The sequence below is a fragment of the Vibrio sp. N418 genome (genome assembly GCF_000222565.1).
Lineage (GTDB): Bacteria > Pseudomonadota > Gammaproteobacteria > Enterobacterales > Vibrionaceae > Vibrio > Vibrio scophthalmi.
In genome coordinates this window covers 84,000-100,005 of record NZ_AFWD01000024.1, presented here as the reverse complement: position 1 = coordinate 100,005, position 16,006 = coordinate 84,000, and the positions used below count along the sequence as shown (strand labels likewise).

14 protein-coding genes are annotated in these 16,006 nt (G+C 43.3%); 10 read left to right on the top strand and 4 right to left on the bottom strand.

Annotated features, from left to right (window positions below; translation table 11 throughout):
• Positions 1-135: 135 nt before the first annotated feature.
• The 4 genes from RH86_RS04115 (at position 136) to RH86_RS04100 (ending at position 5,806) form a co-directional block, all read left to right on the top strand.
• A complete protein-coding gene (locus tag RH86_RS04115; protein WP_009385130.1) occupies positions 136-1,713 on the top strand; it encodes a bifunctional ADP-dependent NAD(P)H-hydrate dehydratase/NAD(P)H-hydrate epimerase in 1,578 nt (525 codons plus the stop codon).
• Between the two features lie 494 nt (positions 1,714-2,207).
• Positions 2,208-3,251: a GMP reductase gene (locus tag RH86_RS04110; RefSeq protein WP_009385129.1), complete on the top strand. Its 1,044-nt coding sequence runs from the start codon at positions 2,208-2,210 to the stop codon at positions 3,249-3,251.
• Positions 3,252-3,503: 252 nt separating this feature from the next.
• Positions 3,504-5,111 carry a sensor histidine kinase gene (locus tag RH86_RS04105; protein WP_009385128.1) on the top strand — a complete coding sequence of 536 codons (1,608 nt, stop codon included), beginning with the start codon at positions 3,504-3,506 and terminating at the stop codon, positions 5,109-5,111.
• Positions 5,108-5,806 (top strand): response regulator, encoded by a 699-nt coding sequence (locus RH86_RS04100; RefSeq protein WP_038219236.1) that lies wholly within the window; start codon positions 5,108-5,110, stop codon positions 5,804-5,806. The genes RH86_RS04105 and RH86_RS04100 overlap by 4 nt, the downstream gene beginning before the upstream one ends.
• A gap of 76 nt (positions 5,807-5,882) precedes the next feature.
• Here RH86_RS04100 and RH86_RS04095 read toward each other — a convergent pair whose 3' ends face one another.
• From RH86_RS04095 to RH86_RS04080, 4 genes are all read right to left on the bottom strand, one after another.
• Positions 5,883-7,406, bottom strand: a complete 1,524-nt coding sequence (locus tag RH86_RS04095) for a tripartite tricarboxylate transporter permease (RefSeq protein ID WP_009385126.1) — start codon at positions 7,404-7,406, stop codon at positions 5,883-5,885.
• A gap of 12 nt (positions 7,407-7,418) precedes the next feature.
• Positions 7,419-7,913: a tripartite tricarboxylate transporter TctB family protein gene (locus tag RH86_RS04090; RefSeq protein WP_009385125.1), complete on the bottom strand. Its 495-nt coding sequence runs from the start codon at positions 7,911-7,913 to the stop codon at positions 7,419-7,421.
• A gap of 191 nt (positions 7,914-8,104) precedes the next feature.
• Positions 8,105-9,076, bottom strand: a complete 972-nt coding sequence (locus RH86_RS04085) for a tripartite tricarboxylate transporter substrate binding protein (RefSeq protein WP_009385124.1) — start codon at positions 9,074-9,076, stop codon at positions 8,105-8,107.
• A gap of 308 nt (positions 9,077-9,384) precedes the next feature.
• Positions 9,385-10,599 carry a DUF1963 domain-containing protein gene (locus RH86_RS04080; protein WP_009385123.1) on the bottom strand — a complete coding sequence of 405 codons (1,215 nt, stop codon included), beginning with the start codon at positions 10,597-10,599 and terminating at the stop codon, positions 9,385-9,387.
• Between the two features lie 833 nt (positions 10,600-11,432).
• Here RH86_RS04080 and RH86_RS04075 point away from each other — a divergent pair.
• Genes RH86_RS04075 through RH86_RS04050 form a run of 6 tightly spaced genes read left to right on the top strand, consistent with a single transcriptional unit; the run spans position 11,433 to position 15,997 of the window.
• Entirely contained in the window at positions 11,433-11,633 is a 201-nt protein-coding gene (locus RH86_RS04075) for a Flp family type IVb pilin (RefSeq protein WP_009385122.1), read from the top strand.
• Between the two features lie 8 nt (positions 11,634-11,641).
• A complete protein-coding gene (locus RH86_RS04070; RefSeq protein ID WP_038219222.1) occupies positions 11,642-12,097 on the top strand; it encodes a prepilin peptidase in 456 nt (151 codons plus the stop codon).
• Between the two features lie 9 nt (positions 12,098-12,106).
• On the top strand, positions 12,107-12,901 hold the full coding sequence (gene cpaB / locus RH86_RS04065) for a Flp pilus assembly protein CpaB (RefSeq protein ID WP_009385120.1): 795 nt from the start codon (positions 12,107-12,109) through the stop codon (positions 12,899-12,901).
• A 20-nt stretch (positions 12,902-12,921) separates the two neighbouring features.
• On the top strand, positions 12,922-14,256 hold the full coding sequence (locus RH86_RS04060) for a type II and III secretion system protein family protein (RefSeq protein ID WP_009385119.1): 1,335 nt from the start codon (positions 12,922-12,924) through the stop codon (positions 14,254-14,256).
• Positions 14,253-14,744, top strand: coding sequence for a hypothetical protein (locus RH86_RS04055; RefSeq protein WP_009385118.1), 492 nt, complete (start codon positions 14,253-14,255; stop codon positions 14,742-14,744). Before RH86_RS04060 ends, RH86_RS04055 begins: the two co-directional genes overlap by 4 nt.
• A gap of 26 nt (positions 14,745-14,770) precedes the next feature.
• Positions 14,771-15,997 carry a CpaE family protein gene (locus RH86_RS04050; RefSeq protein ID WP_009385117.1) on the top strand — a complete coding sequence of 409 codons (1,227 nt, stop codon included), beginning with the start codon at positions 14,771-14,773 and terminating at the stop codon, positions 15,995-15,997.
• Positions 15,998-16,006 lie beyond the last annotated feature (9 nt).

Below are 16,006 nucleotides of genomic sequence, written 5' to 3'. Positions count from 1 at the left end.
TTACTAATGAAGGCTAGCTTGTGATGAGCTAGCCTTTTTGTTATCCGAAGCGATACATTTTAATGTTCGAAGCGGTACCGATTAGCTATTTTCAGCTACGTATTGTCTCAGTTATTGCTCTAAGGAAGGATCTACATGACGCTACCAAGCCAACTCTACCGTTCACAACAAGTGAAATGCGGCGAAGTCAAAGTGGCTCGTGCAGTCGGCATTGATATGTATCAGCTCATGTTGGCAGCAGGTGACGCTGTTTATGACTGTGTTTTGCAGCATTATGGTACCCAAGTAAAACTGTGGGTGTTGTGTGGTGGTGGCAATAACGGCGGTGATGGTTATGTGGTGGCAAAACTTGCGTTGCAGCAAGGTGGCGATGTTCGTGTAACGGCAATGTCTGAGCCAGCCAAGCTAAGTGGTGATGCCAAGCGCGCTTATGAGGATTTTATTGCTGTTGGTGGGAAGACGGTTCCTTTCGATATGGCGCAAGTTTCTGATTGTGATGTCGTGGTCGATGCGTTGTTAGGTACGGGATTAAGTGGCGATGTTAGGCCTGAAATTGCAACCGTGATTACGGCGATTAATCAAAGCCATATACCCGTTGTCGCGGTGGATGTTCCGTCGGGGCTGTGTAGCAATCGTGGCTGCGTATTAGGTAACAGTATAAAAGCGGCGCACACAATAACCTTTATTGGAATTAAACAAGGGTTAGTGACAGGGAAAGCACGTAGCTATGTTGGGCAACTGCATTATTCGCCATTGGTTATATCGGCTAAGAATATCGCAACCTACAGTGAGCTTAGTCGTCAACCGGCGATGGTGAATATAGGCGAGCTTTTCCAAAATATCGAAACGCCGAGTGCCATGCTGGATTTTCCAGTTATTTTGCAGCGGTTGAAGACGCGAGAACCGTCAGCTCACAAAGGCACTCATGGTAAGGCGCTATTGATTGGCGGAGGTACAGGCTTGGGAGGGGCGATTTTGCTTGCGACCAAAGCATGTCTCCGAGCTGGGGCTGGATTAACTGCGTGTTTGACCGAACCTCAGCACCTTAACGCTGGTTTGATCTCAAGCCCTGAAGCGATGTTTGCTGAATGGACGATGCAACAGGTGAAGTATCGATTGAGTTGGTGTGATGTGATTGCGTTTGGCCCTGGGCTGGGATGTTTCCAAGGTGGGGCTGCACAACAAAAGGAGTTACAACCTGATGCCTCTGCATGGGCGGTACAACTGGCAGCAATGGTCGCTCAGAGTGACAAAGCAAAGGTACTTGATGCGGATGCTCTAACGCTATTGGCGCTTAACCCTAATGTTGACGAGAATCGCATTATTACTCCTCATCCGGGCGAGGCTGCGAGGTTATTAAACACCAGTGTGGCAGAGATTGAATCTGATCGTTATCGTGCTGTCGGCAACCTTCAAGCCCGTTATGGAGGCGTAGTGGTATTAAAGGGAGCGGGCACTCTGATCTGTGATGGTAATAAGACGTATGTTTGCTCTACGGGAAACCCCGGAATGGCTTGTGGCGGAATGGGTGATGCATTAACCGGTATTATCGCCGCATTATTAGCACAAAGATTGGACATTATGACGGCTGCGCGTGTTGGGGTTATGCTGCACAGCTATGCTGCCGATCTAAATGCAGAGGCAAATGGCCCCTGTGGTCTCCTCGCTTCCGATGTTATTGATGACTTGCGCTATGCGATTCAATGCACTTGAGTGTGAATGCGAGCTATACGCGAGCGTTTGTTTTTCTCACTCCGTTAGATTTAAGCTGAAATTTGTGCTGTTGGTATGAAAAAAAACACCAAAAAGAGAATGATAAAATAGGCGAATTAGCGGCACTTCTTACTAAAAACGTGACTTGGATCGTCGTGTGAGAGAGGGGCGAGAATTGATTATTAAGGCTATCACGCAAACCTTTGCGTAATCGAATGGCAATAATTGAAGTTAAGTTGCTGAAAAGTGAGAGTATTTGTAGAAAGGTTAACTCGGTTGAGTTTAATGGATATGCAAGGAAGCCCAACTGTAGCATAAAAAAAATCGAATTATCAGACTTGCGAGAAAGAAATCACGACCTATAATGCTGAAAACCGGAGCGTCTGCAAACGCTCCGGTTTTTTTGTGTCCGACATTTAGTAATTTCGTCTGCAAACGACATTACTAACGCACTCTGCAGTGACACATAGCTATATGAATCAAGGAATTACACAATGCGTATCGAACAAGAACTTAAGTTAGGTTTTAAAGATGTACTGTTTCGCCCGAAACGTTCTACCTTAAAAAGTCGTTCTCAAGTTAATTTAACCCGCGATTTTACATTCAAGCATAGCGGTCGTCAATGGTCTGGTGTACCTGTGATTGCTGCGAATATGGACTCTGTGGGTAGCTTTGCGATGGCTAAAGCCCTAGCTGAGCATGGTGTAATGACCGCAGTACACAAACACTACACAGTGGCTGATTGGGCTGAGTTTGTTCAAGGCGCTGAAAAATCACAGTTGAATAACGTGATGGTTTCAACTGGTACTTCTGAAGCTGACTTCCAGAAGACAAAAGACATCATGGCACTTTCAGATGAGCTGATCTTTATCTGCGTTGATATTGCTAACGGTTACTCTGAGCACCTTGTTGAATACGTAGAGAAAGTACGTGCTGAATTCCCAGACAAAGTGATCTCAGCGGGTAACGTTGTAACTGGCGATATGTGTGAAGAGCTTATCCTTGCGGGTGCAGACATCGTGAAAGTGGGCATTGGCCCTGGCTCTGTATGTACGACACGCGTTAAAACTGGTGTTGGTTACCCACAACTTTCTGCAATCATTGAGTGTGGTGATGCAGCACACGGTCTAGGTGGCATGATCATCGGTGATGGCGGCTGTTCTTGTGCGGGTGACGTATCAAAAGCATTTGGCGGCGGCGCTGATTTCGTAATGCTTGGCGGTATGCTTGCAGGTCACGAAGAGTCAGGCGGCGAAGTGATTGAACAAGACGGCAAGAAGTTCATGAAATTCTACGGCATGTCTTCACAATCAGCGATGGCTAAGCACTCTGGCGGCGTTGCGAAATACCGCGCAGCAGAAGGTAAAACCGTACTATTGCCATTCCGTGGCACCGTGCACGACACCATCTCAGACATCCTTGGCGGCGTACGTTCAACGTGTACATACGTAGGCGCAGCAAAGCTTAAAGAGCTAACGAAGCGCACGACATTTATCCGCGTACAAGAGCAAGAGAACAACGTATTCGGTAAAGAGTGATTTAGTCACTTTTCCTAAAGTTCGAATAATTAAGAGCCGCTTTTAGCGGCTCTTTTTTTTGCCTAAATTTTGAGAAGTAGCGGCAGAAGAAACAATCTTTATCAGAGTAAGGCAAAATTCAGCTACAACGATAACCCTTTAAACTCCGATGAGATCTTGGCCATTCTCTCACTATTCGTCACGCAACAAGCGAGCTTGTTGTTTAAATGTTACATTTATCAGGGAGTGGTATTGATGACAAGGAGAGTGAGAGTGAAATGGAGCAAGCTAAGTATAAGAAAGCGCCTTTTACTTGTTATGGTGCTGTCTGGTTTTGTTGAACTGCTTATTCTTTCTGTTGCTGGCTTTTATTATATCAAAAACACTCAAGAGCAAGAGATGGGTGAAAAGGCTTTAGGCCTTGCTCGATTTTTAGGTAATAGCCCATCGATTGTCAAAATGCTCGAAAGCGGTCAGGTTGGCGAGTTGAATACAAAGTTAGAATCGCTTACCCAAGCTGTGGGTGCCACTTTCATCGTGATTGGCGATGCCAATGGTATTCGCTTGGTTCATCCTTCAAAGGATCGTTTGGGCCTACCAATGAAAGGGGGCGATAACGTTAGAGCGCTAAAATTAGGCGAAGCCTACATCTCTTTTGCTGAAGGATCTCTTGGTCATTCTGTTCGTGGGAAGACAGCAATATTTGACTCACAAGGCAATATTATCGGTGTGGTATCGGTTGGGTATTTATTAGATAGTCTAAAAGACCGAGTTGAGCCTTATCTTGTCTTTTTGCTGTGTATCGCAGTCATTGTTGTGCTGCTCAATGGGCTGTTGTCCAATTATGCGTACAAACGTTTCCGGAAAACATTGCTAGGGTTTGAGCCCGAAGAGATCTCTCGTTTGTATAGCGAATTGGATACAACGCTGAGTACGATTAAAGAAGGGGTGATCAGTGTGGATCATCAATGCAATGTGCGAATTTTCAATGCTAGAGCGGCGCAAATTCTCGGTGTCGATGCGAATCAAGCCATAAATCGGCCTTTGGCTTCTGTGTTACCGGAGAGTGAGTTGACGAAGCTATTGAAAACACACACGGCGGAAAGTGATATTGATCTATTGTTAAACAATGTTCACGTTGTTGCGAATCGACAGCCTATTTCGGTGAATGGTCAAGTGATCGGAGCCGTATCGAGTTTTAGGCCGAAAACGGAAATTACTGAGTTGACTCGCCAGCTTTCTCAAACCAAACAATATGCCGAATTGCTGCGCTCGCAAACTCATGAGTATCGCAATAAACTCAATACAATTAGTGGCCTGCTGCACCTTGAAAGAATTGACAAAGTTCAGGAACTGATAGGCCAAGAGTCACAACATTACCAACGACTCATCTCGCAGTTACATCAAGATTTTCAAGAGCCGCTTATTGCGGGATTAATTCTTGGCAAAATTGAGCGAGGCCGTGAGTTGGGACTCTTTTTGCAGATTGAAGAGGGGAGTCATCTCTCTATTTTACCCGCCCATATTCAAGCTGAAGATATCGTAACGATATTAGGCAACTTAATTGATAATGCTTTTGATGCCAGCCAGATGCTAACGGCGACAGAAAAAACACAACCTATCGAACTCTCAGTGTCAGATTATGGTGACGAGATCATAATCGAGGTGCGAGATTTTGCAGCCGGATTACCTGTCGATGTCAGCATAGAGAAGCTGTTTAATTCAGGTGTGACATCCAAGACAGTAAAGGGCCATGGGATAGGATTACATTTGGTTAAAGAGGTCGTGAATCGATATCACGGGACGATTGAAGCTGACAACGCTGCCGATAAAGGCGCTGTATTCGCAGTATTTATTCCAAAGAGTGGGGGATGCGCATGACAAATAAAGTACGTACGCTGATCATTGAAGATGATGAAGCGATTGCTCAGCTGCACTATCAATATTTACAAGCAAACCCAAGCCTAGATATACAAGGCATTGCGCTAAATAAGCAGCAAGCGGAAATGCAGCTTGAGATACTTGACCCTGACTTGTTAATTTTGGATGTCTATCTACCGGATGGGACAGGGTTAGAGATTATTCAAGCACTAAGGCAGCAAGGCAAACAGACCGACATTATCTTGATTACGGCGGCGCGTGAGGCGGAAACGCTACAACAAGCAATGCGTTTGGGTGTGGTTGAATATCTTCTTAAACCTGTGTTATTGCCCCGTCTTGATGCGGCCATTGCTCACTACCTCAAAACTCGTAATAAGATAGAGTCCACAGAGCACTTTGATCAAAGCTTTGTTGATTCTGTTCTTAATGGTGATCAGGTTAATGCGCCATCTAACCATGAACACAACCGCTTACCGAAAGGAATTGATGCGGTAACGTTAGATAAAATCCGTGCTTTATTCAAACAACAACACGCTTGGAAGGCAGAAGAGGCGGGAGCTCAAATTGGAGCCAGTCGCAGCACAGCCCGTCGTTACCTAGAATTCTTAGTGAGTACTACTGAAGTGAAAACGGACGTTGTTTATGGGACGGTCGGTCGTCCGGAAAGGAGCTATATGTGGCAAAATTTGGGGTAACAAAATTGTGGCAGAGCCAAGCAAAAAAGCGCAGGCCTTGAGATGCCTGCGCATTGGGGGAATAGACATTTTCTGCTTAGTTTAGCGCTTTTTGTTTGGGATTAATCTTACGTAAGAGCGTTCGCAAAATAGGTGCAGATAACACAAGTATCGATAAGATGGTAAAGCACATCGTAATCGGACGCTCCCAAAGGAAAGACAACTCACCATCACTAATCATTAGTGCCCGTCTAAGGTTCTCTTCCATCATCCCTCCAAGAATAAAACCGAGCAGTAGTGGCGCTAAAGGAAAGTTTGCTAGGCGAAGGGCAATGGCGACCATAGCAATCAATAACATTACAAACACATCCATAGTGTTAAACGAGACCAAGTACACACCAGTAATTGAGAAAAACAGAATCATTGGCAATAGTACTGTTCTCGGTACTGCGAGTAGTTTGGATATGTATGGAATTAAAGGTAAGTTCAAAATAACGAGAACAATATTACCAAAGTACATTGAAATAATGACTGACCAAAATACATCGGGGTGATCGACAAACAAACGAGGTCCTGGTTGAATACCATAGGCGATGAGCGCTCCGAGCATGATCGCGGTTGTGCCCGAGCCAGGAATACCTAACGTTAGCAACGGAACAAATGACCCGCTCGATGCCGCATTGTTGGCTGATTCAGGTGCCACAAGTCCACGTAAACTGCCTTTACCGAACTCTTTTTGCTTCTCTTTGGGTGCAAGGCTACGCTCCATACCATAGCTGAGAAAAGCCGCAATCGTCGCGCCTGCACCAGGTAAAACACCGGTGAAAAAGCCAACGATGGATGAACGGATTGAGGTTGGAGCGACATCCTTTAGCTCCTCTTTAGTGACCTTCATACTACCTATATTTTGCATTTGCTGATTTTCTTTAGCGCTGGTATCTTTTGCCGGCTTCATAATGCCCATTAAGGTTTCACCTAACGCGAAGGTTGCCATTGCTAAGAGCAAGAAACTAAAACCATCCATTAAATCCGTTAGGCCAAAAGTAAATCTTTCGACTCCTACGCCCTTATCAATACCAACGGTCGATAGCATCAAGCCTAAAACTGTCATCATCCATGCTTTAATTACTTGCCCGGGGCCTGCAAAAGCGGCGACGGCAGAGAGGCCAAGTAGCATCAAGGCAAAATAATCTGAAGATTGAAAACTCAGTGACACCGTTGCAAGAGCAGGGGCGGCGATCAGTAACATGAGCGCGGATAGTGTCCCACCAGTAAATGATGAATATGCCGCCAGTGCTAACGCTTTCCCTGCTTGGCCTTTTTGCGCCATAGGGTAACCATCGAAAGCCGTGACGACTGTTGAAGAACAGCCCGGCGCGTTAATTAAAATAGACGATGTCGATCCGCCAAACACGGCACCATAATAAACGCCAGCCATCAGGATCAAACCAGAAGAAGGTTCTAAGCCGTAGGTAATAGGGATCATGAGCGCGATTGCCGAAATAGGGCCAAGGCCTGGCAACATGCCAATAAAAGTGCCCACAAAGCAGCCCACGACAACCATGAGAATATTCCATGGCATCACCGCCGTTGATAGTCCTTGAAAAATACCATCTAACATCCTCAATTCTCCCTAATTGAATAACAAAAACAGCGCTCCTGGCTCGAGGTAGACATCCAAGGCTTGAGTGAGCAAAAGATAAAAGGCCGTCACGAACGGGAAAGAGGCGCCAAACAAAATTGATTTTCTTCGCTCGCCGAGTAGGTAGAAGCCACAAAGTAAAAATAGGCTGGTGGCCAATAAGAACCCTAGAACGGTTAGGCCAATGCCATACAGCGCCATCAAGGCGAGGAAAGCGATGAGCAACTTCCAGTTAAAGCCTGTAATCGCGCCAGATTGTGTATCGCTTTTCCCGGTGACAAGCAGAACAAGAGATAAACCAATTCCCACCCAAGTTAAAATCGTTGGCAATGTTCTTGCGGTAAACGCTTCATACTCATCTCCAGGAAATAACGGAATCAGCGTTGACTGATAGCCATAACCTAAGCAAAACAATAGAAACAAAAGCGCGCCGACTCGATCTCGGCATAACAGTGGGCCTTTAAGCACAGAAGATAGATGCTTCATCTCTCTCTCCAAAGAAAAAGTGCATAGGGGAAGTTCAACAAAATTGAGAACAAGTTCGAGGCTAAGAGTGAGTCAAAGCTTCAAATACAAAGGAGATTGCAATGACTGCTTTACCTTTAAGTTGCGTAAAGTAAGTCGTCCCATATGCACAAAATAAGTGAAAGGTAGGCCAAACGTGTTGGCCTAAATGATTACTTAAGAAAGCCAAGCTCTTTCATGAGTGAGCCCATTTGCTGTTCTTGTTGTTCGAGGAATGAATAGAAATCTTTGTCCGCTTTATAGTTGTCGATCCAACCATTGCGATCACGGACAACTTGCCATTGTTCAGTGGTGTACATCTTAGCTAAGACATCATTCCACTCATCTATTTTTGCCTGCTCTGTACCTGGTGCGGCAAAGAACCCGCGCCAGTTTGCAAAGACAGTCTCATTACCAAATTCCGTCAGTGTTGGGATGTCTGGAGCGACATCTAAGCGTTTTGGCGCGGTGATTGCGAGAATACGAACTTGTCCCGATTTGGACATTTCTAGAACTTCACCAAGACCCGTTGAGAGCAGTGGTGTTTCGCCAGAGAGCAGGGCTGCTATTGCCTTGCCTCCTGCATCGTAAGCAATGTAGCGTACCGCTTTTGCATCTAAATCTTCCCCTTTAAAGGCTGCAGCGGCCACTAAATGGTCCATGCTACCTCGAGCAGATCCTCCGGCAATTTTTACACTGCGAGGGTCCTTTTTAAAGTCAGCAACGACTTCTTGCCAAGTTGTATATTTTGAGTCAGTTGAAGTAACAATAGCGCCGTAATCTGCAATAGTGACAGCAACCGGAGTGAGGTCTCGGAATGATTGCGGGAAAATACCAGTTAGTGAGCGAACCACAATCGGCGTTGAGTTGACCATCAAGGTATCTTGTTGGCGCTGTGCTGTTTCAATGAGATGGGCAATGGCTTTTCCGCCACCACCGCCAGAGAGGTTTTGAAAAGAAACGTTCTCAACAAGATTCTCTTTGACTAGAACATCACCCGTTCCTCGAGCGGTCATGTCCCACCCGCCTCCTGCACCTCCGGGGATCAAAAAGTGAATTTTCTCTAGCTCAGCTGCCACGGTGGAAAATGAAAAAAGGCCGGTTAGCAAGACTGGGACGATAGACGGTCTAAATTTGGTTAACATAGTTCACGTTCCTTATGCACACGAATGTCGGGTTATGGTGTACGTGACTTTTTATCGATAAATCACGTGTGAGGTAAGTTATCGACAATGTTAGTTGTGTGTTAAAGAAAAGTATTTATAGAGAGAATACTGTCAATAGGGTTTGTATTGGGCATTTTGTGCATATTGTTCACCGCTACAAAGGAGATAGCTTAGGCACTTGTTGGATACGGGAAGTTCTTTAAGTTATTTGAGTCTGATGGGAACGCCGCTAGACAGCGGTTATCCATCTAACCGCAGTCTAAAGTTGAGCTAAGCAAATAAGAAAATTAGTCAAAGCAATAGGTGTGTGTTAATTGGCTCCAATCTGTCTGGTCACCGTTGAGCGCATCAGTGGGAATACTGTAAACACTATTACCTGAGTCGACATAGAGCATGTTGAAAATGACACTATGATTGCTAGGAATATAGGGTTGTTCGCTGACTTCATTGTGCTCTGTCATTTCAATTCGCATTTGCTCCGCCATGCGTGGCATCAACCCAGTTTCGTAATTAGGCTCCTGATAGAGTGAAGAATCCATCGGTTCAGCCAATTTTACTACTGCCTCTGCGATCAATTTAGGATCGTCTGGAAGTTGTTTGTATGCTTGCCAGCGAATTGGATAGAGAAATGGAGTTTGGCGATTAAACTCGAACTCTGTCGGCATTAGCCATCGGTCGTAAATCATTCTCTCTTCATCTTGCTGCCAAGATGCTTCGTTTATCTCTGGCCAGTAGAAGGCTTTGCATCCGTTGCGAGGTTCTTCACCTTCTTCAACATCAATGTCATGAACAAAGACTTGCAAAAGCCCTTGTTTAGGCAAAAGAGGATTAAGCCCTCCCAACTCGTCAAAGTTAATCTGAAACGCCAGTTTAAGGCTATCATCTAGAGCAAGAATTGATGGCATTGATGGTAACCAAGGAGCGCCACCAATACGGCTTTGAAAAGGACCTTGGTAAGTATCGGGCATCATGCGAAAACCAATCGAGAGATCGGTAAATTGATCTTCAAGCTCGGTCAGCTGGTTTAGCTGCTTTAACCTATCAGACAACCGGCGTTTATAGTCAGCACTGCTGGTTTGATATTGGTTAGTTAACCCGTGTGCTTCGAATTTCTCTAAAAGCAGTAAATAGGGTTTAGCCAACCGCATGTTTTGCTCAATCGACTCGATGCTGCACTTCTTGTCAGGCATCAGCGCATCAAGCCTTTCCATCATGTTGTTATCCGGAGCAATTTCAAAACAACCTTTTGGTAAGTCAAGGCTAAAGGGATAGAGAGCCGTTTCTTTGCTTGCTTCAAAGCGAGGTTGGTTGATTAGCCAATCAACAGCGTCAGCACTTGGAAATGGCTTTGCAAATAGATACTGCAAGGCGCTGCGGCCATTGCCATCACGCTCATGGATGTCTTGACCAGAATCGACGAGGGCCTGTAGAGCGGGGTGATGATCGGCAAAGTGCGCATCTGTTTTTACCTTTTTAAAGATCCAAAACCATTCTTTTAACATGGAGTACCTACGTAACGACAAAATCGTCAGATGCCTCAATCACCACGGGATCGCAGCTTGTATCTTGTGGCACCTGAATTAGTAATTAGTAAAAAAACAGCGAATAGGATGAGCATTCTTGTGATAAAAATCAAGTAGTTATAGTGTTTCTGGGTGGGTGAGATTGATTATCAGCTGTGGAGCGAGCGCGAGATAATAGCCATAAGTTACTTAGTGGGTGAAAGCGTAGCAGTTCAGCCTCGAATACGAACTCTGTCGGTTATTAAAATTCATCGAAGAGTTTTATAAGTCAATATTAAATACGTATTAGCCATTAATGAAAATACGCTATTTAATTATTGCAATATAAAAAGTGATTAATGAAGGTGAGTTGAGCTTGTGGAAGGTTTTGATAAAAGAGTTGATGACTTTTGATAATTATACTTAATGATTTTTTGAAAAAAAGTTGTAATAAAAGTATGCGTATCTGTGATGGAGATACCCCTTTATAAGAATGACTCAATCTAAAGTTTATGTAACGAAATGTTGCATTGAAGTTTAAATATTGAACTTCGTCGTTAAATGCTAATTGATATATATTGTTAGAATTAGCATTTATAAATCCTTGGTGATAATTGTTATTGGTTGCGACTGCTAATAGTGAAGGCTCTCGCATTAATTGAGGTTTTACGTATAAAATCTTGTTTTAAAAGTGAGAAAAATAGCTGTGACTTATTAGTGGTTACCATTTTGTGGTTAATTGACAAGGCATTAACAAGGATTAATATGGCTTCTATTCGATAGGTTGTAACTTTCGGATGTATTTTAATAAAACACTTTATATGGAGTTAATCATGTTTAATGAGATTGTAATTAAGGCGAAAGTTGCTGCTGATAACTTTGTTAATGATCAGCGTGGTGTGACTGCGATTGAATATGCGGTTATTGGTGTTGCAGTATCTGCACTTGTTCTTACTGTATTCGCTACGAATGGTGGTTTGGGAACAGCTCTTACTGATGCATTTACTAAAATATCAACGGCAATTAAAGCTTAATAATATAGATGTTAGAAATGAGTTCAATGAACTTTGTTTTTTTAGGATGGCTGCTTCTAGTCATCCTATCTTGTTTCGTTGTTTTTTTTGATGTCCGTAGTAGAATTATATCGAATAGAGTTTGTGGATTTGTGATGTTGGTAAGTATATTTATATTTACCGTAAGCTCTGAGCAAATCATTGGTATTTATAATTTATTGGTCGGCATTTTTTTTCTGTTTTTCTATGTTTTTTCTTTTTGGGGTGGTGGTGATACTAAGCTAGCGATCGCCTTTCTTCCTGCTATTTCTTCACAATATGCGTTGTTGTTTTTGATTGGAATAGGTCTGTTAGGTGGTGTCTTGTTATCTGTCTATTTAATTGCCGGTTTACGGCGAGGGTTTGATGAAATTAAAAAAGGCGGATTGCCTTTTGGTATACCGATATGTATCTCTGGTCTGTTGTGTGTCGCGGCATCGCTATAAGGAAAAAATATGCGTTCTAAAATATTAATGCTTATTGCGTTTGTTGCAATAGCTGTAGGAGTTTTTGGCTTGTTACTCTCAAATTCAGAACCCACCCCAGAAATGAAGGTAGTCGAAGAAGCACCGGAAATATTTTTTAAATCCTACGTGTTAGCGAACGGTAACGTTACGAAAGGTGAACAAGTCAACCGTGCTGATTTTAAGATTGTAAAACTCTCTGAAAATGAAGCGAATCAAAAAGGTTTTGACCAAGACGCATTATTTGACTTTGAGCATGGTTCAATTTATCGCACTGATTTAACTGAAGGGCAGAGTGTCTTTGCGACCGATGTGATTCAACCCTCGCAACCAAACTATATCGAATTTATCTTGGCAAAAGGTCATGTCCCTTATCCTATCGAAGTTTCACCGAGTGCGATTGTTGGCGGGGTGATTAATATTGGTTCCTATGTCGACATTCTTGCCTTAACGGGGAAACAAAACACCGATCCTGAGTCAGAGAAAAAAAAGCAGAAACAGGTATCAATAAGTCCAGTCTTAACCAATGTCAAAGTGTTAAAAATTTCAGTGGAAAATATCGATTCTGGATTTGGTCAAGGAGAGGTAGAGCAAAGCTATTTGATATTGGAACTCGATAGAAAGCAGGTCGCAGTGCTCACCATTGCCAAGAATATTTCTGCGATCGAGGTGCACAAGTCAATAGGCAATTATTCACTCACAGAGCTTGAGGCAAATGCAGGCGATGTCTTACCCGATTTTAAAGCAATCAAAGAATTGAGAGCTGAGCAAGTCGTTGTTAATTAGTTGGTAAAGGATTAGATGTTATGAGCCGTTATTTCGCGAGCCTCTTTGTTTTAGTTACTGGTCTTGCTTGTTCATTTGGCGCAGTGGCCGATGGATTTATGTATTTAATGGAAGGAGAGGCAAAGCCGGTAATCACGGATGTGGATATTGATACGGTTTTTGTTTCTGATCCCAGTATTGCTGATTATCAAGTGATTGATAGAACAAAAGTTGTCATTTTTGGTAAAAAAATGGGTACTACGTCCTTAATGCTGTTTGATGAGAATGCCAATACCCTCGTGAATCGCAAGTTGGTTGTGAATCAAAGCTTTTCGGAGATCATTCAACAAGTTCGTTTGCATTTTCCTTATTCGGATGTATCGGTAAGCAATATTGGCAAACAAGTGGTACTGACGGGCACAGTATCCAGTGAAGCTGAAAAAGATGGCATTAACGACTTAGTGGGGGAGTTGCTATCGAAAGATGTTGAAAAATCTATATTTTCATGGACTAAGTATGATGACGATGAAGAAGATATTATCGACTTTATGACGAAGCGAAAATATAAGGGTATCGTTAATCAACTGGAAGTGAACACCACTAAGCAAGTGAACGTTAAAATCACCATCGCTGAAGTATCACAAAGTTTTATGGAAAATTTTGGTATTCAATATGGTGATGCGGGTCTGGGGGTTGGTGTCTTTGTCAATCCAATTCTCGATTTTAGTGCTGATGATCTCTTGGCTGGGATTACTGCTGTGGCCGATGATACCATTGGCCAAGTATTGGCTGAGCCTAACCTATCGGTAATCTCGGGTGAAAGCGCTTCGTTTTTAGTCGGTGGGGAAATCCCAGTTGTGACGATAATCGATGGCGGCGCCAACATTGCATTTAAAGAGTTTGGTATTCGTTTAGATATGGTTGCTAAAGTACTTCGAGATGACAAAATAAAATTGTCACTGCAACCTGAAGTCAGTTCACTCGACAGCCAATACGCTGACGAACGTTACAGTTTACCTGCTTTGAAAACTCGCCGTGCAAAAACAACCATTGAGTTGGGTAATGGGCAAAGTTTCGTCTTAGGAGGCCTACTTAATTCAGAAGATGTCGAGACACTACGTAAAGTGCCATATATCGGTGATGTTCCCATATTAGGATCACTATTTCGCCATAGCGAAACCTCTCGTAGCAAGACCGAATTAATTATTGTCGCTACGGTTAACTTAGTCGAACCTATTGCACCACAACAAGTTCAAATTCCTGCGATGAAGCGCAGTTCCAATCTATCTCGTTTATTTAATATTGCAGATGAATATCCGTCGATTACGACCCAGAGAGCAGAAGATATTTTGGCGACCGGAGGGTTTAAAAAATGAACCGTATTATATTATTCACGCTTTTTGTCATTGGCTTAAGTGCCTGTGCTCCTCATGATTTGGAACACCAGAGCATCGTGGTTGATGTATACCCGGTTCAATATCAGATGTCACTTTTTGTTGACAAAAAACACTTGGCGAAAAATGAACTCGAATGGCAAAGGTTTTATACCGATCACCATCAAACACTATTAACCCGTAAAGTGCTTTTTTCTTATGCCAATGCACAAGGAAAAAAAGTGGTATCAGGTTGGCAAAGTGAACTGATTGCAGGTGGTGCGCAGCAAAAGAACATCACCATCGGAAAAGGTGTCGATATGGGCGAATTTGACGTCAAAGTTGAGATTGTCGATTTCAAGGTCGTGACACCAATATGTCAGCCCCAGCAAATATCAGGGTATGCCAAGACGCCTATTGGCTGTGCGGTAAACAGTAGTCTTTGGCAATCTCTTGCCTATCCGCAAGATGCTCTTGCACAAGAAAAGTAGAACCAATTTAATTTAGGAAGCAACGCATGATCGATATTTTAGAGTCGCTAAATAAAGTTGAAAAAAAAACTCGCGAAATAGTAAATTTTTCATGTGTTGCATTTACGCAGAGCAAAGAGTGCCGCTTACTGATTGAAGAAGCCTTTTGTTTTGAAGGCATGTCTTTACCGAGCTTTGTCAGTAATTCTGATGAAGAAATTCGCGATCATGTAAGGCACTCCGATGTTGAAATTGCATTAGTTGAATTGACGGATTCTTTGAGCGTCAGTGAAGATATGCGACGTATTAGCCACCTTTTACCTAATAGTGCTTCCGTCATAGTGATCGGCCAAGAAGATGCCATTTCTACGATTCGTAATTTGAAGGAGATGGGCTTCTACTACCTGTTCTGGCCAGCCACAAAGCCCGAAATGCTCGACTTTATAAAGAATGTCTATGATAACCGTCAGCGCGAGCGTGGTTTAGGGAAAAAACGCATTGCAAAAAAAATTGCGGTATGGGGATGCTCTGGAGGGGTCGGGACATCGTTAATAGCTACGGAAGTATCTGCGCACTTGGCTGATAAACATCATGCAAAGTGCCTGCTTGTCGACCACGACTACTATGCGGGTAATATCGATATCCTTTTAAAAATGGAGAATTTTCAAAAAAAGGCACTTGCGATAAACAGCATCGATACTGATGTTGATACGACCTACGCACATAGTATGACGCGCAAGATAAATGATATGTTGTCGTTGTTATCACTGACTTCGGAAGAGCACTCAACCCATGAGTTAAAAGAGTACACGCGCTCTCTTGAAGACCTGCTTAATGAGCAAAACAACTTCATTGTGTCAGATCTCTCAAAAGGAGGGCAAACTCAGGTCGATTATCGTTATTTGGCCGACGAAGTCGATACAACGGTTTTAGTCTGTTCTCCTGCGATCTCTAGTATTCGTCAGCTTAAAAAAATGTCAGATTGGCTGGCTGAAAAGGCGCCAAATTCTCGCCAGATCTTTGTTATCAATTTTACGCAGCCGAACAAAGCGACGGTTTTATCGAACGATGAGGTTGAGGCATTTCTCGGGCGAAGTATTGATATTGAAATACCTTTCGAGATGGGCATGTTGAAGCATATTCTCGATGGTGGTTATTTGTACAACTCAAGGCTGTCATCTGCGCGACCTATTGCCACCCTAACATCGATGATCATGGGCGAAAATGTGAGTAAGAAAGTAAAGCAAAGTAAACGTTGGTTCTTTAGGAAGTGATGGGATAGG

Excerpts from the sequence above, each read along its gene's own strand:
- RH86_RS04115 (WP_009385130.1), top strand. The coding sequence starts at position 136 with ATGACGCTACCAAGCCAACTCTACCGTTCACAACAAGTGAAATGCGGC.
- RH86_RS04110 (WP_009385129.1), top strand. The coding sequence starts at position 2,208 with ATGCGTATCGAACAAGAACTTAAGTTAGGTTTTAAAGATGTACTGTTT.
- RH86_RS04100 (WP_038219236.1), top strand. The coding sequence starts at position 5,108 with ATGACAAATAAAGTACGTACGCTGATCATTGAAGATGATGAAGCGATT.
- RH86_RS04095 (WP_009385126.1), bottom strand. The coding sequence starts at position 7,406 with ATGTTAGATGGTATTTTTCAAGGACTATCAACGGCGGTGATGCCATGG.
- RH86_RS04090 (WP_009385125.1), bottom strand. The coding sequence starts at position 7,913 with ATGAAGCATCTATCTTCTGTGCTTAAAGGCCCACTGTTATGCCGAGAT.
- RH86_RS04085 (WP_009385124.1), bottom strand. The coding sequence starts at position 9,076 with ATGTTAACCAAATTTAGACCGTCTATCGTCCCAGTCTTGCTAACCGGC.
- RH86_RS04080 (WP_009385123.1), bottom strand. The coding sequence starts at position 10,599 with ATGTTAAAAGAATGGTTTTGGATCTTTAAAAAGGTAAAAACAGATGCG.
- RH86_RS04075 (WP_009385122.1), top strand. The coding sequence starts at position 11,433 with ATGTTTAATGAGATTGTAATTAAGGCGAAAGTTGCTGCTGATAACTTT.
- RH86_RS04070 (WP_038219222.1), top strand. The coding sequence starts at position 11,642 with ATGTTAGAAATGAGTTCAATGAACTTTGTTTTTTTAGGATGGCTGCTT.
- cpaB (WP_009385120.1), top strand. The coding sequence starts at position 12,107 with ATGCGTTCTAAAATATTAATGCTTATTGCGTTTGTTGCAATAGCTGTA.
- RH86_RS04060 (WP_009385119.1), top strand. The coding sequence starts at position 12,922 with ATGAGCCGTTATTTCGCGAGCCTCTTTGTTTTAGTTACTGGTCTTGCT.
- RH86_RS04055 (WP_009385118.1), top strand. The coding sequence starts at position 14,253 with ATGAACCGTATTATATTATTCACGCTTTTTGTCATTGGCTTAAGTGCC.
- RH86_RS04050 (WP_009385117.1), top strand. The coding sequence starts at position 14,771 with ATGATCGATATTTTAGAGTCGCTAAATAAAGTTGAAAAAAAAACTCGC.